This is a genomic window from Arsukibacterium ikkense (assembly GCF_000987775.1).
Lineage (GTDB): Bacteria > Pseudomonadota > Gammaproteobacteria > Enterobacterales > Alteromonadaceae > Alishewanella > Alishewanella ikkense.
The window spans coordinates 1-20,649 of sequence record NZ_LAHO01000009.1; the positions used below are offsets into that span (position 1 = coordinate 1).

The 20,649-nt window shown below is 48.8% G+C and carries 20 protein-coding genes and 1 tRNA gene; 12 read left to right on the top strand and 9 right to left on the bottom strand.

Going from position 1 to position 20,649, the window contains the following annotated elements:
- Positions 1–413 precede the first annotated feature (413 nt).
- The 3 genes from mtgA to tmpT all read left to right on the top strand — a co-directional run bounded on the left by mtgA (position 414) and on the right by tmpT (position 3,210).
- On the top strand, positions 414–1,103 hold the full coding sequence (mtgA, locus tag WG68_RS09975; RefSeq protein WP_046557552.1) for a monofunctional biosynthetic peptidoglycan transglycosylase: 690 nt from the start codon (positions 414–416) through the stop codon (positions 1,101–1,103).
- Positions 1,104–1,178: 75 nt separating this feature from the next.
- Positions 1,179–2,453, top strand: coding sequence for an O-acetylhomoserine aminocarboxypropyltransferase/cysteine synthase family protein (locus tag WG68_RS09980; RefSeq protein ID WP_046557553.1), 1,275 nt, complete (start codon positions 1,179–1,181; stop codon positions 2,451–2,453).
- Positions 2,454–2,550: 97 nt separating this feature from the next.
- Positions 2,551–3,210, top strand: coding sequence for a thiopurine S-methyltransferase (gene tmpT, locus WG68_RS09985; protein WP_046557554.1), 660 nt, complete (start codon positions 2,551–2,553; stop codon positions 3,208–3,210).
- A 32-nt stretch (positions 3,211–3,242) separates the two neighbouring features.
- Here the strand turns inward: tmpT and WG68_RS09990 are convergent, their stop codons facing one another.
- The 5 genes from WG68_RS09990 to WG68_RS10010 all read right to left on the bottom strand — a co-directional run bounded on the left by WG68_RS09990 (position 3,243) and on the right by WG68_RS10010 (position 7,617).
- Positions 3,243–3,554, bottom strand: coding sequence for a hypothetical protein (locus tag WG68_RS09990; protein ID WP_200897570.1), 312 nt, complete (start codon positions 3,552–3,554; stop codon positions 3,243–3,245).
- A gap of 241 nt (positions 3,555–3,795) precedes the next feature.
- Positions 3,796–4,722 (bottom strand): DMT family transporter, encoded by a 927-nt coding sequence (locus WG68_RS09995; protein WP_046557555.1) that lies wholly within the window; start codon positions 4,720–4,722, stop codon positions 3,796–3,798.
- 129 nt (positions 4,723–4,851) lie between these two features.
- On the bottom strand, positions 4,852–5,304 hold the full coding sequence (locus WG68_RS10000) for an SRPBCC family protein (RefSeq protein ID WP_046557556.1): 453 nt from the start codon (positions 5,302–5,304) through the stop codon (positions 4,852–4,854).
- A gap of 143 nt (positions 5,305–5,447) precedes the next feature.
- Entirely contained in the window at positions 5,448–5,663 is a 216-nt protein-coding gene (locus WG68_RS10005; RefSeq protein WP_052749042.1) for a hypothetical protein, read from the bottom strand.
- A 22-nt stretch (positions 5,664–5,685) separates the two neighbouring features.
- A complete protein-coding gene (locus WG68_RS10010) occupies positions 5,686–7,617 on the bottom strand; it encodes a hypothetical protein (RefSeq protein ID WP_200897571.1) in 1,932 nt (643 codons plus the stop codon).
- Positions 7,618–7,839: 222 nt separating this feature from the next.
- On the opposite strand from WG68_RS10010, the gene WG68_RS10015 reads away from it, so the two are divergent.
- Positions 7,840–8,463: a LysE family translocator gene (locus WG68_RS10015; protein ID WP_046557558.1), complete on the top strand. Its 624-nt coding sequence runs from the start codon at positions 7,840–7,842 to the stop codon at positions 8,461–8,463.
- A gap of 22 nt (positions 8,464–8,485) precedes the next feature.
- Here the strand turns inward: WG68_RS10015 and WG68_RS10020 are convergent, their stop codons facing one another.
- The gene (locus tag WG68_RS10020; protein WP_046557559.1) at positions 8,486–9,094 is read right to left on the bottom strand and encodes a DUF502 domain-containing protein; all 609 of its coding nucleotides are present in this window, start codon (positions 9,092–9,094) and stop codon (positions 8,486–8,488) included.
- Positions 9,095–9,103: 9 nt separating this feature from the next.
- Complete coding sequence (locus tag WG68_RS10025) at positions 9,104–10,198, bottom strand: DUF2891 domain-containing protein (RefSeq protein ID WP_046557560.1); 1,095 nt, start codon at positions 10,196–10,198, stop codon at positions 9,104–9,106.
- A 207-nt stretch (positions 10,199–10,405) separates the two neighbouring features.
- On the opposite strand from WG68_RS10025, the gene WG68_RS10030 reads away from it, so the two are divergent.
- From WG68_RS10030 to WG68_RS10040, 3 genes are all read left to right on the top strand, one after another.
- On the top strand, positions 10,406–11,575 hold the full coding sequence (locus tag WG68_RS10030) for a phage tail sheath family protein (RefSeq protein WP_083981861.1): 1,170 nt from the start codon (positions 10,406–10,408) through the stop codon (positions 11,573–11,575).
- Positions 11,576–11,708: 133 nt separating this feature from the next.
- Positions 11,709–13,169 (top strand): aminoacyl-histidine dipeptidase, encoded by a 1,461-nt coding sequence (locus WG68_RS10035; RefSeq protein ID WP_046557561.1) that lies wholly within the window; start codon positions 11,709–11,711, stop codon positions 13,167–13,169.
- A 125-nt stretch (positions 13,170–13,294) separates the two neighbouring features.
- Positions 13,295–13,945, top strand: coding sequence for an alternative oxidase (locus tag WG68_RS10040; RefSeq protein WP_046557562.1), 651 nt, complete (start codon positions 13,295–13,297; stop codon positions 13,943–13,945).
- Between the two features lie 29 nt (positions 13,946–13,974).
- Here the strand turns inward: WG68_RS10040 and WG68_RS10045 are convergent, their stop codons facing one another.
- Together WG68_RS10045 and WG68_RS19535 are read right to left on the bottom strand one after the other, a co-directional pair.
- Entirely contained in the window at positions 13,975–14,640 is a 666-nt protein-coding gene (locus tag WG68_RS10045) for a peptidoglycan recognition protein family protein (RefSeq protein ID WP_046557563.1), read from the bottom strand.
- A 250-nt stretch (positions 14,641–14,890) separates the two neighbouring features.
- A tRNA-Met gene (locus WG68_RS19535) sits at positions 14,891–15,011 on the bottom strand.
- 164 nt (positions 15,012–15,175) lie between these two features.
- Between WG68_RS19535 and WG68_RS10050 the strand changes: the two genes are divergently transcribed.
- The 5 genes from WG68_RS10050 to WG68_RS10075 all read left to right on the top strand — a co-directional run bounded on the left by WG68_RS10050 (position 15,176) and on the right by WG68_RS10075 (position 20,552).
- Positions 15,176–16,552, top strand: coding sequence for a tyrosine-type recombinase/integrase (locus WG68_RS10050; RefSeq protein ID WP_083981855.1), 1,377 nt, complete (start codon positions 15,176–15,178; stop codon positions 16,550–16,552).
- Positions 16,552–17,229 carry a hypothetical protein gene (locus WG68_RS10055; protein ID WP_046557564.1) on the top strand — a complete coding sequence of 226 codons (678 nt, stop codon included), beginning with the start codon at positions 16,552–16,554 and terminating at the stop codon, positions 17,227–17,229. Before WG68_RS10050 ends, WG68_RS10055 begins: the two co-directional genes overlap by 1 nt.
- Positions 17,230–17,498: 269 nt before the next feature.
- Positions 17,499–17,774 carry a hypothetical protein gene (locus tag WG68_RS10065; RefSeq protein WP_046557566.1) on the top strand — a complete coding sequence of 92 codons (276 nt, stop codon included), beginning with the start codon at positions 17,499–17,501 and terminating at the stop codon, positions 17,772–17,774.
- Positions 17,771–18,073, top strand: coding sequence for a helix-turn-helix domain-containing protein (locus WG68_RS10070; RefSeq protein WP_046557567.1), 303 nt, complete (start codon positions 17,771–17,773; stop codon positions 18,071–18,073). The genes WG68_RS10065 and WG68_RS10070 overlap by 4 nt, the downstream gene beginning before the upstream one ends.
- 124 nt (positions 18,074–18,197) lie before the next feature.
- Positions 18,198–20,552, top strand: a complete 2,355-nt coding sequence (locus WG68_RS10075; RefSeq protein WP_161796362.1) for a DUF3987 domain-containing protein — start codon at positions 18,198–18,200, stop codon at positions 20,550–20,552.
- Positions 20,553–20,649: the final 97 nt, after the last annotated feature.

Below are 20,649 nucleotides of genomic sequence, written 5' to 3' on the forward strand. Positions count from 1 at the left end.
TTGATTACCCGGCTGTCAAGGTTTTGAAGATTGTCATTAAGGTGTTTTGTTGTGCCTGTCCTGCTAACACTGCTGCAACCGGCCAGCATTGCAGTACAACTTAATATACTGACAATACAAAAATGGCGAAAAAGGTGATTTAACGCCATAACGGGTGCCTTACGGATTGGCGGGACAGATCTAAGATGTTCGGCCGCGGAAAATTTGCTGCGCCAAACATTAGCGGGCTTTAAGTCGTTTTACAAGCAGGTGCAGATACTGCATGGCCAGGCGCCTGGCTGCAGACATTTAGGCTGATTAAGTTATGAGGGCCCAAAGGTTATTAATTATTATAGATGCGCTTTATCCTATACTCTTGCAAGTTGCAGGTGGCATAGCCGCAATGGCTTGTTAACACTAATAAGAGATGCTAAATGATAACGCATAAACGCGGTTTTTTCGGCTGGGCATGGTTTGTATTGTGGCGTTTTGTGCTGGCAATGGTGTTGCTGTTACTGGCACTGTTGCTGACGCTGCGCTTTGTGCCGCCACCGACGTCGGCCTTTATGCTGCAAAGCCCTTACCCGGTTAGCCAGCAGTGGATAAGTATTGCTGAGTTGCCGGCGCATGTATCGCTGGCGATGGTTGCCTCAGAAGATCAGCGTTTTCCTGAACATTTCGGGGTCGATTTTGCCGCCATCAGTAAAGCCCTGGAGCAGTACGACGATGGCGGTAGCCTGCGCGGTGCCAGTACTATCAGCCAGCAAACGGCAAAAAACCTGCTACTGTGGCCGGGGCAAAGCCTGGTGCGTAAAGGGCTAGAGGCTGGCCTGGCGCTGAGCCTTGAGCTTATCTGGGGTAAAAAAAGGATCTTAGAAGTGTATGTAAATCTGGCGGAATTTGGTAAAGGCATTTATGGTGTGGAAGCCGCCAGCCAGCATTATTTTGGCAAGTCGGCCCGCCAGCTGACTGTTAACGAAGCTGCGCGGCTGGCCGTACTGCTACCTGGCCCCCGCAGCCGTGACCCGCGCCAGTTAACGCCTTACCTGCAGCAACGCGTAGCCTGGATAGAGCGGCAAATGCAGCAACTTGGTGCGGGCCACTTGAACCTCATTCTTATTTAGCCATCCAGACATATAGATTGACACGCCATTGAGGCTATGCTTTGATTAAAGCCAATTTATTCCGGAGGATTGGCGATGAAACGAGAAACCATAGCACTGCACCATGGCTACCAGCCAGACAATCAAAACTCGGTCGCGGTACCTATTCACCAAACCAGTTCGTTTAGCTTTGACAGTGCCCAGCACGCGGCAGACTTGTTTGATTTAAAAGTGACTGGCAATATCTATTCCCGCATTATGAACCCCACTTGTGCGGTACTGGAGCAACGCATAGCGGCTCTGGAAGGCGGTATTGGCGCGCTGGCAGTGGCATCCGGCATGGCGGCTATTACCTATGCTATTCAAACTATTGCTGAAACCGGCGATAATATTATTTCAATTAACGAGCTTTATGGCGGCACTTACAACTTATTCGCCCATACTTTGCCACGGCAGGGCATTGAAGTGCGCTTTGCGAATAAAGACGATTACCCTGCTATAGAGCAACTGATTGATGAGCGCACCAGAGCCGTATACTGCGAAAGCATTGGTAACCCCTCTGGCAGTATTGTTGATATTGAAAAACTGGCGGCGCTGGCACACCGCCATGGCGTACCCTTAATTGTTGATAACACTGTTGCTACGCCATTTTTGTGGCGGCCTATTGAGCAGGGAGCCGACATAGTGGTGCATTCGGCGACCAAATACATTGGTGGCCATGGTACTACTATAGGCGGCCTGATTGTTGACTCAGGCAAATTTCCCTGGGCTAAACATGCCAAACGTTTCCCGTTATTAAACGAGCCGGATATTTCTTACCATGGTGTCAGTTACACCCGCGATGTCGGTGATGCTGCCTTTATTGCCCGCGCCCGGGTAGTGCCACTGCGTAATATGGGCGCGGCGTTAAGTGCGCAGGCTGCCTGGAACTTATTGCAGGGCCTGGAAACACTGGCGTTGCGTATTGAGCGCATTAATCAGAACACTTTGGCAGTGGCTAGCTGGCTTGAGCAGCAACCGCAAATTGGCTGGGTGAAGTACGCCGCTTTGCCGCAGCATAAAGACCACGCTTTAACACAAAAATACATGCAGGGGCAGGCATCGGGTATTCTTAGTTTTGGTATTAACGGTGGCCTTGAAGCAGCTGCCCGCTTTTACGATGCATTGCAGCTTATCCTGCGGCTGGTGAACATTGGTGATGCGAAAAGTTGTGCTGCTATTCCGGCTGCGACAACCCATCGCCAACTGAACGATACTGAATTAGCGGCGGCAGGGGTATCGGCTGATATGGTGCGTTTATCCATAGGCATTGAGCATATCGATGACTTGCTGGCTGATTTACAGCAAGCATTAATTGCTGCTTCTGCCTGATATGGCCAGTTGCGATAGTGACTAATATGCTCTGTCTGGTATTCTGGCACTCTTCAGACTGTTGACGGTATTAGCTGCTGTGCAATAAGAGGTATAAGTGGAAGCGGATTTTTGGTTACAACGATGGCAGAGCAGAGAAATTGGCTTTCACCAAGTGGCGGCCAACCCTTTGCTGGTTAGTTGTTTTAAGCAGTTGGCTCTGCCGCCGGACAGCCGGGTGTTTATACCCTTGTGTGGCAAAACGCTGGATATCGGCTGGCTGTTGGCCAGTGGCTATAGAGTGGTAGGGGCTGAGCTCAGTGAAATAGCGGTAAAAGAACTTTTTGCTGAGCTGGGTATTACACCAACCATCAAACCTGTTGGCAGCTTGCAGCATTATGCCGGCCCGGATATTGAGGTGTTTGTTGGCGATATTTTTAAGTTATCAGCTGCCAATTTAGGGCCAGTTGATGCTATCTATGACAGGGCGGCGCTGGTGGCACTGCCAGCTACTATGCGGCAAGACTATGCGCAACATCTGATTACCCTCAGCGAGTGCGCCCCGCAACTGGTTATTTGTTTTGAATACGATCAAGCAATGCTGGCAGGGCCGCCTTTTGCTGTCGATAGCCAGCAGCTGCAGCAGCTCTATGGTAGTGATTACCAGCTGTACTGCCTGCAAAAGCTGGAGGTGCCAGGTGGATTAAAGCGCAAGTGCCAGGCCACAGAGCTGGCCTGGTTATTAAAACCGACAAAATTGGGCTCAGATAACGATTAATCTGAGCTTCTGTTTTGGCAGACTATGCCGCTTTAATCTGCAGCGTGCTCTTTTTCCTGTCTGGCAGCGTGTTTCGCCGCTTTTACATCACTTTCATGCTGCATCAGCAACAGCGTCAGGTAAATTTTAGTAGGTAACGACAAGAGCAAGCCAAGTGCGCAGCAGGCCGCTACCAGCATGATGCCGGAAACGCCCATAGTTTGCGGCAGGTCCAGGCCGACCCACAAATAATGGCCAATGATGATCAGTGCTATGCCAAGCAGCATGGCCAGCTTAAGCCAGAATAACCTGGGTGGTTTAACTGCTGGGCTTGCTGCATGCTGCCCGCCCGATTGTATTGCCATTGTGCTTACCTGCAAAAGCAACCAGAACTTACTGATAACACTTGTTGATATTACGACTATAGAACAATCACCAGACAAGCAATTGATCTGTCACAAACATCGGGATGGTTGATTAGTGAAATCGAATGTCAAATCTGACTCATTAAAATGGGGTGCTCACTAAATTATCCGACCTCTAGCACTGTCAAACGTAAAATGCTGCTGGCGAAGTTAGTCATGCAACCTGCCAGCGGCGATTAAGTCAGGGCAGCATAGGCTGCGCTGGTAGCTTCGGTTTAAACAGCAGTGCTTTAATTTTAGCAAAGGGTGTTAATACCAGGGCATTGCCGGCCAGTACCAGCGCAAAGCCGGCGAAGGTGTAGCCTGTCCAGACAAAGTCTTCAAATAAGGTGCTTAACACTACCGCCACCAGCGGGAACAGCACTATTACGTAGCTGGCCTTTTCTGGACCCATTCGTTTTAATAGTGCAAAGTAGGTAGCAAAGGCGATAACCGAGCCAAACAACGCTAAATACACCAGTGAAATTATATAAGCCGGGCTGCTGCTGAAGCTAAAGGGCGTGCCGCTGAACCACACCAGTAAGGCCAGGGCGACAGAGCCATACAACATACCCCAGGCATTCACCTGCATAATCGGCAGGCCGGCACGGGAGTTGCGCACGCTAACCATATTGCCCAGGGATGCACTAAGTGCGCTACCCAGCACCAGTAACAGGCCAATCAGGCTGGCGTTGGTGAGATCGAGGCCGTCTAAATCGGGGTAAAACAACACTGCTATGCCGACGATACCCATCAGGGCACCAAAATAAATGCGCTTGGCCACCGGCTTGCCAAAAAACAGCCGGGTATTAACGATATTCATCAGCAGCATAGTGGTAAAGGCAATGGCTGCCATGGCCGACGTAATATGCAGCTGCGCCTGATAAATCAGCAGATAGTTCAGCGCGAAATTCAGTACCGCCATTAGCACAATAAAAGCATGATTCCTGCCACTAAAACGCATCGGCAGGCGGCGCCACCAGCAAAATAGCCACATTAGCAGCGCCGACAGCGCAAAGCGATACAGCAATGATACTTCTATTGCCACTTCGCCAAGCTGAAATTCAATGGCAATCCAGGTAGAACCCCAAATAAGTACAGTAATCAGGTACAACAGCATGTTTTGCATAAGGGGTAATAGTGTCTGTCATTGACGGATGGCAAATGATAAGGCTAAGTCGCGTTTTCAGCCAGAGGCAAAAGCCAATTTTCGCCAGCTTTACCACTTAAAGCTGGCCGCTTGCTGCCCGGTAAAACGTTAAACCTGATCCGGTATTTCCGGCTCAGTTAACAGCGCCAGTAACTGCAGCGATTCCTGCCAGCCGGCATAGCAAAATTCAACTGGTATTGCCGCCGGTACGCCGGTTTGCTCAATGCTCAGCTCAGTGCCACAAATAACCGGCTTTAAGCGAATGGTAACCTGCATCTGGCCGGGCAGGTTCGGGTCGTCAAACTGGTCGTTGTAGCGAATTAGCTCGTCCGGTTTTAGCTCCAGGTAAGTTCCACCAAAGCTGTGGCTCTTACCGGTATTAAAATTAATAAATGACATTTTATAACCGCCGCCCACTCTTACGTCCATACTGTGCACCTTGCCGGTAAAGCCATGCGGTGGCATCCACTTGGTTAATGCATCGGCATCTAAAAAGGCGCGGTACAACCGCTCTGGTGTGGCTCTCATTACCCGGTGTAATGTTACAGTATTGCCTGACATAACAAATCTCCTGTGCTACCTGCGGCCGGCAAAGGCCGCGTTAATTGGCTGTATCAAAGCTTAGTCGAAATAGCAGGGCGGGATTCGACAGTGGGGGGGAGATTTTTTGTTTGTCGATTACACAAATGCTGATTAGTTTCACGCTATACAATATCGTCTAATGCTATGCCAACAGCAGTTTCAATCCGTTTGTACTGCGCTTTAACTTCAGCGTATAGCTGGCTTACTGCCATTAAATACTCTTGGTAGTGAGCGCGGTCACGTAAGGTTTCACTGGTTAACAGCTGCTCGTTGTACCTTAGGGCATCACGTAGCGCCTGCACCAACATAGGTGCTGCAGCATTGGAAATTTCAATCATTTCGCTATCATTTCAATCCGTGCTAAATACTCTTTGCAATCAGCTCAGCTTTTAGTAATCCACCCTTGGTTAGCAAGCGTGCTGAGAAGTTGGGGCGGCGTTTGGCTTTGTAGGCATCGTAAATTTGCTTTAAACCTTCCGCAGTTAGCAGCGAGATATTTACCTCGGTATCCATCTCTGCTGATTCAATAAAGTCCTGCGAGAAGCTTGGCGCTATTATAAGCACTTGCGCGACCCGTTTTCCCTGATTTTCACAGCGGTTTACGTAAGCTTTTATTTGTCTGGAGGTGGTGGAATACTTAGCAAAGTCGCCATTTTTGCAGGTTTTAGCTTCCCCGATGATGATGTCATCATCACTGATTGAAATAATGATGTCGGCTTTGTCTTTGGCGGTGTTAATATTTTTACGCAGTTCCTCGTCTATTACCAGATCGAGCTGTTCCAGGATTGATTTCGTCGCTTCTTCAAATTTCACCCCTATGTCAGTTTCGGCGATGTCGATACCGACAGTTTTCAATGTCAGAAAGTCGCGCCTGGCCAGTGCTTCATAGTTTTCTATCAGTTTATCGTTGACGTTGGCGAAGGCTTGCAGAATGTTAAAGCGAGGATTGCCTTTCTTAGATAGCTTTAAAATGTCGCGCAGCTCTTTTACTTCATCATTACTAAGCAAATACAGCATATCTTGCGGTGTAATACTCAGTGCTCGCAGTCGCTCGACAGAAACTTCATCGTTTTCTTCCAACTCGAACTCTGTTCTGATCCGCTGGATCAGTGATTCGGGGTTACCGGCAGAGTCCAGCCCCTTAAAGTTTTGCTGAATAGAGTCGAACATTTCCTTGTATCCAGCGGCACTAATGGCATCAAATTCGCTATCACTGGCACTATTCAGGCTTTCAAGAATGACATCAATGCGCTCATCCAAGGTAGAGCCAATTCTTTCTGCGTCGATTTCTAAATCAGTTATGAGTACTTTTAACCGTTCTTTTCGCTTGTTTTGATTATCTGCTTCGTCATAAAGATCGCGGGACAGCATATCTCTGACGGCAATCCCGGAATGCAAAATAGTGCTAATTTTGTCGCCCCGGCTTACCCCGCGGATCCGTTTGCCATAGCTTTTCAGAATGTTTGATAGCTCTGCATCAGACAATACCCTTAAAATCCGCAGCAAGTGTTTATCTGCCAGCTCTTTTCCTTGGATCTGATTGAGGACAGCCACTACTTCGTCGGGGATCAGGACCTCTGCGTTTTTGCGGTTAATAAATATAACGCCCATATCGCGAAGTTCTTGCAGGCAGCTATCGACTGTCTGCTTTCCGGCTTTTATGGGGTCTGCCAGGTGCTCAATGGCGACGACTTCATCCTTTGAAATTTTCAGATGGTGGGACAAAGTGTTCAGGATGCTGCGCTCATCGTCAGTAATATTTGCCTGACGATTAATTTTCTCATCATTGGTGTATGCGACATTCAGGCAATCACGGAAGATCTTCAAACGATGAATGTGACTATAATCTTCCGCCTCGCTATTGCCGACATCTTGCTTAATTTGATTGGCAAGACAATCTAATGACTCCCACTCACGAGCATACAGTTGTTCAATCCAAGATATCCGTGCAACGCCATTACCATCCCGGCTAAGAATATTAACCAGCAAGGCCATTGATGCATCGCAGAGTGCCAACTTTTCCCGCGCTGACTCTTTGAACTCTTGCGCGACGGCTTGGAACAGTTGTGTAATATCACTACCCGAAGCATCTTTAATTTGTTGATTTACTTTTTTAAGAGTTTTGGTAATGGTTTCAGAAGCGGGGTCTGCAGAAGAACAAAGCTTATCCAGGCAGGTAATAAATTTAGATTTTTCAATTTGATTTAGTGTGGATAACACATGGTTCAACTTCATACGACTTCCCTTTCTTGTTGTTTTTAGTAAGCAAAGAGCTTCATCTTCGAAAAGCATTTGAAGTTCTTGATATTTTTTCAGTTGTGGCGAGTACCCAATCTAGAACATAACATGAGGATACGCAACTTTAGGAAATAACGAAGAATGCAGAACGGTGTTTGTTTGGTTTTATCAATGATGTGAGGATATCGCGTCAATCACCCTAAAATTGCGGCTTAAGCCTATTGTCGGCAGTAGCGCGATCAGCCAGAATAGCGCCATTCTGTTGTCGGGGTGGTTATGGTTAATCTGGCTTTAATGGGCGCGTTTATTCCGACCTTTTTATTTGTGTCGGTTACCCCGGGTATGTGCATGACGCTGGCAATGACGCTGGGCATGAGTCAGGGCGTGCGCCGCACCTTTTGGATGATGTGGGGCGAAATGCTCGGCGTGGCGCTGGTTGCTATCTTGGCAGTGCTGGGCGTGGCGGCGCTGATGTTGCAGTTTCCAACAGTTTTTCAGTGGTTTAAAATTCTCGGTGCCTGCTATCTGGCCTATATTGGCCTGCAAATGTGGCGGGCCAAGGGTAAGTTAGCCATACCAACCGCCGGGCTGGTGCCACAATTGCTACCCCGGCGTACCTTGTTTAGCCAGGGCTTTATTACGGCAGTATCTAACCCCAAGGGCTGGGCCTTTCATATGGCGCTGCTGCCGCCGTTTATCGATAGCCAGCTGGCGTTCTGGCCGCAGCTGGTTATTCTGATCAGTATCATTTTGTTGTTGGAGTTTTTGTCGATGCTGCTGTACGCCAGTGGCGGCAAGGCGCTAGCGTTGTTTTTAACCCGCGCGAACCGGGTGCAGTATTTAAACCGCATCGGCGCCAGCCTGATGTTTGGTGTGGCGCTGTGGATGCTGCTTGGCTAACTAAGTAACTCATCAGGTAAGCCTACCAGCCTTTACCCGGCGCTTTATTGCTGCCCAAGCCGCCACTTAGCACCAGCTGCAAGGCTTCAGCCGGTTTCATATCGATATTGCGGGTGCAGCTGCGGGGTACAACAACAGTATAACCACCCACGTTGTAAGCCATTGGCAAAAATACCGCTAATTGGTCTTGCTGCATTAATGAAGACATCCGGTCATGCGGTTGGCCACCATGCTTGGTCACAATGCCTATCAGCTCAATCTCTGACGAGGGAAGCTTCACCATCACCACTGAGCCATCGGTGAAATTTTTACCCGACATCACGTCAATAATGTCCTGTAGCATGCCATATACCTGTTTGGTACCGGGCAGGCGCATTAAAATCTTGCCCGGTAATTGCCACAGCCAGTCAAAGCTGGGCCAACGGGTACTATAGCCAATGGCAATACATACCAGCACAAAGCCCAGTATTGCCATGCCGGGCAGGTACCACTCGCCGGGTAACATCAGCTGCAGCACTGGTGCCAGGCCTGATTCAACCATGGTTAACAGCCAGCGTAACACTTCAATGGTGATTATCAGCGGCAGAATAATGGCCAGGCCTTTTAATAAACTTTTAACGATGATTTTCATCTGGTTCCTTTACTGCTTCGCGCTGTTTAACGCATGAATGGCAAAACTGCCCAGCCAGTGGCCACCTTCGTAGCTATCGCCTATCAGGTTCGGGTAAGAGTGCGCCATATGTTGATCGGCAAGCTGGCGTAAATGGCTATATTGCTGGTACTGGTTGGCCAGGGCATATAAGTTCCAGGCGCGGCTGAAATTTAAACCATCCAGATGCACCAGTTTCCCGTCAGTTCGATCACTTACTTTGCCCACTGCCAGCTGAAAATCGGGCTTAGCCAGTTGCGGCATAAAGCGCTGCAGCCAGGGTAAAAATTGCTCGGCTGGTAAAATACGCTGCATCAGGCCAATTTGCTCCAGGCAAGGCGAGATAAAATCATAGCCGCTGGGTTCCCAGTTAATCGGGCAGTGAGTATCCTGCAAGTAATACCCTTTTGCGCGTTGGCTGATCAATTGCTGCAGTTCGGTCCGTTTATGGTTCACCGCATAATCATAGGCAAAGCTTAAACCAAAAGCGGTGTTGGTATGCTCGCCAACCCGAATGGGATACAGCAGCCGTGGTAAAAAGGCGATATAACGCTCAACCAGTAAATCCGCCAGCGGTTGCAAATTAGCCGCCAGCTCGCCGGCCAGCGGGTCTTGCCAGTGCTGCAATTCATCCGAGAGCTTCAGTAGCCAGGCCCAGCCATAGGTTCGCTCGAACGAAGCATTAATGTCTTTGCTGAAAAACGCCACTTCTTGGGCCACCTTCGTCGCGGTTAAATTGCGCTTAAGAATGGTTTTTATCTCAGCGGCCTGAGCCAGCTCGGGAAATTGCCGCAGCAAGGTGACCATTGACCAGTAGCCATGCACCGCACTGTGCCAGTCGAAGCAACCATAAAATATCGGGTGCAACACTACCGGCTCTTGTAAATCGGCAGCACTGGCCAGTACCACCCCGGTTTTATAGGGGTAGGGTGTTTCAACGCAGTGGAGCGGCAGGCTGATTAGTTTATTCGCCTCTGCCAGATTAAGCTTGCCTGGTACCGGATTGTTACTGGCGACGCTTTGTGCCGCAGTTGCCAGACTTAGCGTGGCAAACGCCATGCTGCAAATAAACACGCTTAATTTCATTGCTTTACCCCATTAAATATAGTGATGGCTGGTTGCAGCTTAGCTATGGCATCGATAATACCCAGTTATGGGGGTTGTGGCGAACATAAATGCTGAGGCAGTAACTGGCTCTCAGGGTTTTTTATGGGCATTTCAGCTGAGCATAATGGCAATGACCTGGCTTTCTGACTACCTTTAACTGTGGCCAGTGAAGCGGAAGACAAAGTAATGGCAAATTTTACCAATCCCGGCATTTATCGACAAGACGTGAGCTTGCTGGGACAGCCTGTTACGGCTGCCAACACCTCAACGGTAGCTTTCATTGGCAATACGGGAGCGGGGCCGGTCGCTCAGCCGGTACTCGTAAACAGCTTTACCGAGTATCAAAGCCAATTTCAAAGTGCTGCAGACCCAGTGCAAAACTCTGCCGATAGCCCCGATGCGATGACGCAAGCGTTAATGGCCTTTTACGGCAATGGAGGTAAGAAAGCTTATATATGCCGTTTAACCAGCGCTGATTATCAGGCTTTTTATCAGACAGTGCTGCTGAATTATCATGATTTCAGCCTGATAGTATTGCCTGGCCAGCATTGGGACATTGCTACTGGCAATACGGCCATTACGGCAACGCTGGCATTTTGTCAGCAGCACAAACAGTGCTTGTTATTAATGGATGTTGCTGCAAGCCAGCCTCTTACCGGCGCAGCCAGTGTGGCAGCATTAGCGCTGCCGACGTCCAGTTATGCCGCCTTGTATTATCCCTGGTTAAAAATGGTTAACCCGCTTTATCATGCGGTAAACAACCCGACAGCGGCAAAATTGCTGTCTATTGCCCCATCGGCTGTGGCTGCCGCAGTTTATACCAGAACGGATAGCAGTTTTGGCGTATGGAAAACGCCGGCCGGCGTGTCGGCTAAAATTATTGGCGTGAGTGGCCTGGCATATAGTGTGGATGAGCTTAGTCAGCAGCAATTAAACCCCCTTGGTATTAACTGTATTCGCACCTTACCCCGGGTTGGCACAGTGTTGTGGGGGGCCCGCACCCTGGCAACCCAGGCCGATCCGGAATGGCGCTACATTTCCGTCAGGCGTACCGCTATTTTTATCGAGCAAAGTATCCGGCAAAGCCTGGGTTGGGCGGTGTTTGAACCTAACGAACAACCGCTATGGCAGGCAGTACGTCGTAATATCAGCAATTTTTTAAACACCTTGTTTCGGGCCGGTGCCATGCAGGGGCAAACAGCAAAAGAAGCTTTTTTTGTGCGCTGTGGCCTGAATGACAGCATGACGCAGCACGATATTACCAAGCAGCAGTTGGTAGTAGAGCTTGGTTTTGCGCCTCTTAAACCGGCAGAGTTTGTGGTGATACGTATCGTGCATCCCCTTACTCCACCGTAACGCACTGGCAGCCGTTCTTTACAGTGCAGTCCGCAACCAGAGCTGCCGCCAGCGGCAGTGCTCAACTAGGTTGCTCGCTTATGGTAAACTGGCGCTAAATTTTGCTTAGCTAACCAACTTATCAGGAGTATTTGTGGCTGCATTAGGTGCTTTATACCCGCAACCGTTATGGCAATGGTTTGCACAAATTTGTGCTATTCCCCACCCATCTAAACACGAACAGGCGTTAAGCCAGCATATTCAGGCCTGGGCCCGGGGGCTGGGTTTAAACGTGTTGGAAGATAAGGTGGGCAACCTGATCATTAAAAAGCCGGCTACTGCTGGCATGGAAAACCGCAAAGCAGTGGTGATTCAGGCGCATTTAGATATGGTGCCACAGAAAAATGCCGATAAAGTGCATGACTTTACTAAAGATCCGATAGACGCTTACATTGACGGCGACTGGGTTACCGCCAATGGCACTACCCTCGGCGCTGATAACGGCATTGGTATGGCCTCGGCGCTGGCGATTTTAGGCAGTAGTGAGATAAAGCATGGCCCGTTGGAAGTATTATTAACCATCGACGAAGAAGCTGGTATGACCGGCGCCTTTGGCCTGCAGCCTGGCATACTGCAGGCGGAAATTTTAATTAATACCGACTCTGAGCAGGAAGGCGAAATTTATATGGGCTGCGCCGGTGGGGTCGATGCCGAATTCAGCGTGCCGCTTAACTGGCAGACTGTGCCTGCGAATAGCGCGGCGGTAACGCTGAGTTTAAGCGGCTTAAAAGGCGGCCACTCCGGGGTGAATATTCATTTAGGCCGGGGTAATGCTAATAAACTGCTGGCGCGGTTTTTAGTGACTGAAGCGCGCGAGCTGCAGTTACAGCTTAGCGATTTATCGGGCGGTTCGCTGCGTAACGCTATTCCGCGTGAGGCCACCGTTACCCTGTGTTTGCCAGCTGCCAAACTGGATTTGCTGCAACAAAAGCTGCAGCGCTTTGAGCAATTAGTGCAGCAAGAGCTGGCCGTGGTTGAGCCCGCCATTAAACTCAGTATGAGTGACGCCGCCATGCCCACACAGGTGATGGCCGACGCCAGCCAGCAAGCGTTGTTAAACCTTTTGCATGCCTGTCCTAATGGCGTAATGCGGATGAGCGATGATGTGCCCGGTGTTACCGAAACCTCACTGAATATGGGTGTTATCAGCACCGAAGGTGACAAGGTACAGGTGCTGTGTTTAATTCGCTCGTTAATTGATTCTGGCCGCGAGCATGTCGAAACCATGTTAGCGTCTTTGGCTGAGCTGGCCGGCGCTGAAGTCAGCTTCAGTGGTGCTTATCCGGGCTGGAAGCCCGAACCAGATTCGCCAGTGATGAAAATCGTTAACGATACCTATCAGGATATTTATCAGAAACAGCCGGTGATTATGGTGATCCACGCCGGGTTAGAATGTGGCCTGTTTAAAAAGCCATACCCAGAGATGGATATGGTGTCTATCGGCCCGACTATCCGTTACCCGCACGGTCCGGATGAAATGGTGAATATTGAAACCGTGGGCCAGTACTGGCAATTGTTGCTGGCCGTACTGGAGCGTATTCCGGTTAAAGCCTGAATAAAGTAAGTTTTTACAGATAACACAGCGCATGCCATTTACCCGCTGGTAAATGGCATGGCTCAGCAAAGGTTAAGCTTTATGCCAACATACTGAGTTAATTCTGTTTACCAGAGGAGCAATAAATGTCAGCACCAGCCGACAACACGCATAATACAGATACTACTGATGATCCTTTAGCTACCCACCATACACCTGCCAATTTATCTGATCGCATTGCGTTTCGCCTGACCAAAATGCTGCGTTTTTGTGCCGATACTTTTTTTGCTAAACGCTATGGCCATCGCGCAGTTATTCTGGAAACTGTTGCTGGTGTACCAGGTATGGTGGCGGGTATGCTACGCCATATGCGCAGCTTACGGCGGATGGAAGACGACCACGGCTGGATCCGTACCTTGCTGGATGAAGCCGAAAACGAGCGGATGCACCTGATGACTTTTATTGAAATTGCCAAACCAAACTGGTTTGAACGGTTTCTAATCCTGACAGCCCAGGGCCTGTTTTTCAGTGGCTTTTTATTGTTGTATATCATGTCGGCGAAAACCGCTCACCGCCTGGTAGGCTATTTTGAAGAAGAAGCGGTGTACAGCTATAGCTGTTACCTGCAGGAGGTAGACAATGGCGCTATCGACAATATACCAGCGCCAAAGGTTGCGATTGATTACTGGAGCTTAGCAGCTGATGCCCGCTTACGTGAGGTTATTATTGCGGTACGGGCAGATGAAGCAAATCATCGCGACGTTAATCACGATTTTGCGAATCAGCTGGCAAGCTAGCCAGTGGTGTGAATCTAACAACGGATAAATCAGGGCAGCGGCTTCAGCGACAAATCGCTTAGCTGGTTGCGTAGCCGGTTCATAAAGGCAATATCCGGGTCGTTCTTTTCGGTAAAATAATTGGCATCGGTTTCCTGCCACCAACTGGTATCTCTGAATCTGTGGTACTCGCTGTGACCCAGCACATACTCTATCGGGTACTTGGCGGCTAAATAGCGAATCAGCCGGGTATTGGCGTCCAGCTGGGCGTCGGTCATCGGCAGGCTGTCACCATCTGCAATATTTTCAATGCCAATGGCGGTGTAGTTCAGGCCAATAGTATGGCGTGCCATAGTCGTCTCCGGCATTAGCTGGTAAATGGTACCGTCCCGGTCTATTACAAACTGGCTCGACACATTTAAATCGCCGCCGGCCCTTATACCGTCGCGCGCGGCGGGCAGTTCCGGAGGGTTAAACGCAGCAAATGTCTGCTCAAAAGTGGGGATCACCGTCCAGTGCACCACCACCAGCCGCGGGATAATAGTCGGCTCGTCCTGCATCATACCGTAGCGTTCCTGCATATACTGCAGCGTCAGCGCTTTGCGTTTGTCATCAAATACAATCGGCTTTTGAATAATCAGCAAATCGTCAGGCATAGTGGCAGCAACGGATAAGGGGGATACCAATCCCAGCAGACAGAGCAGTAGTTTTTTCATGGCTATTCCACACAATGATAATCATCATAGTGGTTTTATAGCATGAAATAGCATACGGCGAATAAAGATGCTTATAGTTAGCAGGTAAAGTGTGAAAAAGGGTGATAAAAGCAAAGCTTGAAATGGTGGCCCCAGCTGGGTGAAACGAGCGCAGTAACAAAGCATTGCTTTGGGCGAGTTGAACGCGCAGCAGCTTTAGCTGCAAGTGGGAATAGTCCGCTGAGGGTTAGCATGAAAGCAAAGCTTGAAATGGTGGCCCCAGCTGGACTCGAACCAGCGACCGATCGATTATGAGTCGAGCGTATAACGTGTTTTTGTATGTTTATCTGCATGTCAAAAGTTATTAAAAACAGCTATTTAACCTTAAATCCCTTTAGTGGCGCGTTGTTCTGAATTGGTGTATATTGATGCAATTCCGATCCGCAGCCGATCCGCAGAACGATCCGCAGAACGATCCGCAGCCTTAAACAACAAAAAGCCCCGCAGGTGCGCTAACACCTTGCAGGGCGAACCAGAAGAACCAAAGGGGGTTCAAATGGCTAAAGCAGATTCTACCACCAAACCAACAAGCGCCAGCAACAAAGTCAGTTTTACCGCTGGCCGTGTTGCCGCCTTCAAATGCCCGGAAGGGAAAAAAGATGCTTTCCTGTGGGATGATAAACAGCCGGGCTTAGGGCTCAGGGCGTTTGCTTCAGGCAAGAAAACTTATATTTACCAAGTGTGGGTTAACGGCAGAACACAACGGGCAGTTATTGGCCCGGTTGAAAGTTTTGATATTGAACAAGCCAGAGCTGAAGCGTCAAAACTGGGAGCACTTGCCAGCCAGAATATCAGCCCGGCCAAAGTAAAACGGGAAAAAGCCGCTGCTGAACTGGCAGAAGAGCAGGAAGTAAAACGGGGCTCAGTAACCTTCGGCACGGTATGGGCTGAATATGTAGACGCCAACAAGGGCGACTGGGGGCAAAAGCACTACCGCGATCACCTTAATTTTGTGCAAGCACCGGGCAAGCCTTTAGCAAGAGGCAAGGACAGCAAAACAGGCCAGCCCCTTGTAACTAAAGCAGGCTGCTTATATCCGCTGGTTAGTGTAAAGCTGGGGGAGTTAACCGCCACCGTAATTAAACGCTGGTTAGACAATGAAAACAAAACCCGCCCCGGCGTAGCCGCGCAAAGTTACCGCCTGCTGTTTGCCTGTTTAAGCTGGTGCAATGAACAACCAGACTATGCCGGGCTGGTTGATGTTGTTGCCCTTAAAAGTAAAGCAGTAAAAAAGACCGTTACCAAATTAAAGCCCCGTGATGATGTGTTACAGCGTGAGCAGTTACCCGCTTTTTTTGCTGAACTGCTGAAAATATCAAACCCCGTTATTGCTGCTTATGTGCAAACCCTGCTGCTAACCGGAGCCCGGCGCAATGAATTAATGGGCCTGCAATGGTCTGACGTTGATTTTAAATGGCAAAGCATGGCAATACGTGACAAAGGCACCAGCAAAGGCAGCGTTGCTGGGGTGCGCGTAATTCCCTTAACGCCTTATGTTGCCAGCCTGCTTAACCAGTTACCCCGCCGTAATCAGTGGGTTTTTTCGAGCCCTTCAGGTAAAGACGGCAGGCTAGTAGACCCCCGCAAGAGTTTTGACCCCGCAGTAATTGCCGCTGGTATTGAAGGTTTAACCTTACATGGTTTACGCCGCAGCTTTGCCACCTTATCGGAATGGGTGGAAGTACCCGCCGGGGTAGTTGCTCAGATTATGGGCCATAAGCCCAGCGCCACCGCTGAGAAGCATTACAAGCAAAGGCCGCTGGACTTGCTCAGGGTATGGCATGAACGAATAGAAGCATGGTTTTTAGAGCAGGCCGGGCTTGTTGTTCCTGCTGCTGGTGAGCAGCGTTTAACTGTGGTTAAGGGGGCGTGATGGCTGTAATAAAGGAAGAAATTAAAGGGAAGCAGTACAAAAAGTACAAAGTTACTGAATATTCAAATGATAATGAAGGCTTGAAACAGTCGTGTGAAAGTGGCGAGAATTTTACGATATATCTTGAGCGGCTTGTTGTTTGGGCTAAAGCTGAATTAGCTAAAAAGGGTTTTGATACAGATTTAATCGTGCCATTTTTTAGGGGGCGTTATTTCAAAAAGCACATAGCTGGTCCGCAATTACTCAAGCAACGAAAACAGGACGGCCTTTTAATTCTTGACGACTCTGAAGAAAGTGAATTAGTTGCGATATGGGAAGCTGCTGACTTAGCAATGGATGAAACTCTTAAAATAGATTCACGTTTAGAATATGCGTTTAAAGCTGGCGATTTAATGCGGCGTGTTTTGGTTTATCGGGATTATTCTCTGATACAGAAAAAAGTAGCAGGGCAGCTAAGGGCAAAGGATGTGCATGATCTTATCAAAAAGTTGGCAGTAAAAGACGCACCAGCTAAAGAGTTATGGAATGAATTTTTGGGATTGTTAGATAGTGAAAACTTTGAACCTATTGAAAGCCAAACGGAGAATAAAATCACTTACAAAAATAGCAACGGCAAGAAAAGGGAAATGCAATTTTCGACCTTTCAAAATAAGCTATCAGAGTTTCGAAAAAGCTAATTTTCACGATAGCCATAACTAACATGACACCCTAAACAAAATGAATCTGCTTAATCATATAGGAGCAGATTCATGCAAACATTCACACCGCAAAACCTAACCACTGAACAATTCGCTGAAGTCTTACACGGCAAGCCCAGCACGATCAGAACCCGCCTTTGTAAAACTGGCAGTTTCTATGGTATCAGACCTATCAAATTACCTTCAGGCCGCCTACTGTGGAACGCTGAAGCTGTGCAGGCTTTTTTAGCTGGCAAGGGGGCTGTGTAATGAATGAAATTACATTAGAGCAGATAGCGGCCCAGCAACACGACCTTTATACGCTGCTAAGTGATGCCGTGCTTATCGATACCAGCACCAGCGAGCAAACAAAGGCTATACACGACTTTACCGCCGCTTATGAAAGGATGGTTAACCGCTTAAATGTGGTTGATGTTGATGCTGCTATAGATGCATTGAAAGACGGCCACAAAAGCGGGGCCGTGGTTGTTATTGGCTTATGTGAAGGTAGCATTAAAGTCGTTACCAAAGGGGGCTTTTTATGAAAGTTAAGCCTTTTGCTTTGTACGCCCAAAGCGCAGAGATACAAGCCCGGAAGATATTTAAATATATGCTGGTAACGGGTTCGATTAATCGTTATGAAGCCGATCAAATAGGAGTTTGCCACCTAGCAGCACGGGTACAGGACTTAGAAGAAAAAGGGTTTTTGTATCGCTATCAGGATGAAAACGGGGTTGCTGACTTTCACGGCATAAAGCACGACAAAATACGCCGCTACTTTATCGACTGGGAGAATATGACCCCGACAGCACGGGCTTACTTTGTGGGGTGGATTTATGACTAATTCAGCAAAACAAAACCCCGCAACCGGGCAAGTTAACGGGGTTTTGCAATCATCTTTCATAGGCAATAGTAGCACAAAACTTAACCTATCCAGAACACTAACCGGGCGCGTGGGTAATACTCAGTTGCAGCCGTTTAATGTAACGCTGTCTGAACTGGTCGCCATGTTTCAGCCTGAACAGGTCAAAGCTGGCCCAAAGGAAGGCCCTTATTTTGTGCGCGGTAGCTGTAACGGTGGCCGCAGTGATGCGGCTATGGCTTTGGCCGAAAACCTGCTAATCATTATTGATGGTGATAGCTCAATCAGTGACGCTGGCGAAATTGTAGAAGGTGCGCCCGATCCTAAGCTGGCGCATGACGCTATGAAACAGGCAGGCATTGAGCACGTTATTTACACCAGCCATAGCCACCACAAGCACGGCCAGGATTTTAACAAGTGGCGTTTATTGGTGCCTAGTGATGCCATAGCTCACACGTTAACCAGTGGCGTTGATGCCATTCTTGATATTTTGCATTTAGCCGGGGTTAGAGTTGCCCCGGTAAGTGAGAATAACAAGCTATCACAGCCTTGGTTTTTCCCAAGGTTAGACGCTGGCCGGGCTGCTGGTTACTATTGCGCCAGTTATGAAACAGGGCGGCCGTTTAAGGTGCCTGACCGCCTACCAGAGCCAGTACAAGCGCCAGCCAGTGCAAAGCCTAAGCAACGAGGTGAAAGCGTGGTGCAGGCTTACTGTGACCGCTACCCGATACGCCAGAAAGTTGCAGAAATGGGCTTTAACCTCATTCGGGAAAATCGTTATTTACCGCCCGAAAGCAAAAGCGGGATAGCTGGTGCAGTTATCTTAACGGGAGAAAGAGACGGGCGCGAAAGGCTTTATATTCACAACGATAGCCACCCGCTAAAGGGTAGGGGTTTAGATTCGTTTGATCTGTACTGTGAAGATGACCACAACGGTGATTTTAAAGCCGCTGTAAAGGCCGCTGCTGAATTGTTAGGGCTTACAGCTACAGATGATGCCTTTGCGCTGTTTATCGCTGCTGAAGATCAAACAGAAGCACCAGAGCCAGACCCCTTGCCCGTTGATGTGTCAGGGGTAAGCATTGAAAACCCGCCGGGGTTAGCGGGTGAAATTTGCCAGCACCTAAACAAAACAGCAAACCGAGCTTTGCCGCTGATTTACCCTATTGTTGCTTTGCAAATGCTGTCACTAGCCGCAGGCAGCCGCAAAGGGTTAGACGGTATTAAGTTAAACCTGTTAACACTGGCGATTGCACCCAGTGCCGCAGGTAAAGAGCACGGCCAAAGCTGGTTAGCGCAAACCGCCGCTGAATTAAAGTTAGGCCGTCATGTTGTCGGGGGTATTTCTTCAGACGTTGATATGATCCGCAACCTGATAGACGGTGACGGGCGTTGCTGTTATCGCATTGATGAAATTCAGGGCTTGTTTAACGCTATCAAAAGCAAAAACGCCAATACCTATGAAAGCAAAATAGGTGACTTAATTTTGACGCTGGCAACGTCAAAAGTTTATCAGTTTGCAGGCAACCACCGCCGCACTTTTCTTATTGAAATTGATAAGGAAATAGACCACCTTAAAAAGCGTATTGCCAAAGCTGAAAAAGAACCCGAAGAGGGAGAAGAAACGCCAGACGTTGAAAAACTTAACCGGGCTTTGCGTTGGTTGTTCAAGAAACGCGACTTTATAGAAAATGGCTGGCCTGATCCTGTGGTGTCGATTATGGGCCACTCTACCCCCAGTGGGCTTGATAGCCTGATCACTGAAGATAATATAGGCAGTGGCTTAATTGGGCGTTGTCTGGTGATACGGTGCGCGGAAGAACGCGAAAAACTGCAAAAGGTAAAGGAAACGCCTTTTTTCGGTGATGTAGACTTATTTAACCGCTTACACCTGATTAATGATGGCAGCTTACAACCGCTCAGGGTTAGCACAGAAGCCCGGCAAATGCTGGACGCAATACAAAGTTACTACGACCAAGACCAGCGACTTAATGCCCCGGTAATGGGTGCCATTTATGCGCGGGTAATGGAACAGGTAAACAAGGTGGCAAGCCTGCTGGCGCTCGAAGCTGAAGAAGTAAAGCCAGAGCACGTTAGCTACGCTTTTGCCTTGGTTGCCCGGTGCATTGAGGATATTGCCTATTTACTGCAAAAGGACACAGCACAAAAAGCAAATGCCAGTATTGCTGATATTGCATTGCACACCAGAGCGGAAATTAAACGCAAGTTAGCCACCCGCAAGGCCAAGGCTGAAGGTATCTCCCCCGGCGCACTTAGAGGGGCTATTCTAAACTGCTCAGTCAAGTTAAAACAGATAACCGACCAGCACAGGAAAAGCACACAGGCTGAAGGTAAGCCCGACCTATACGATCAAATCGTTAAGCGCATGGAAGAAGTGGGCGAAATTCAACTAAAGCAGGCTGGTAAAAAGACCCGCTACATTTTAACCGAGGGCCGATAATGGCCCTTTTTTATTGTTGGCCGGGCTTTTTGTTATAGCTTTTGTAGCTTCCTTGTAGTTTAGGCCCTACAAGGCTGAAGCCTTTTATTTATAAGGC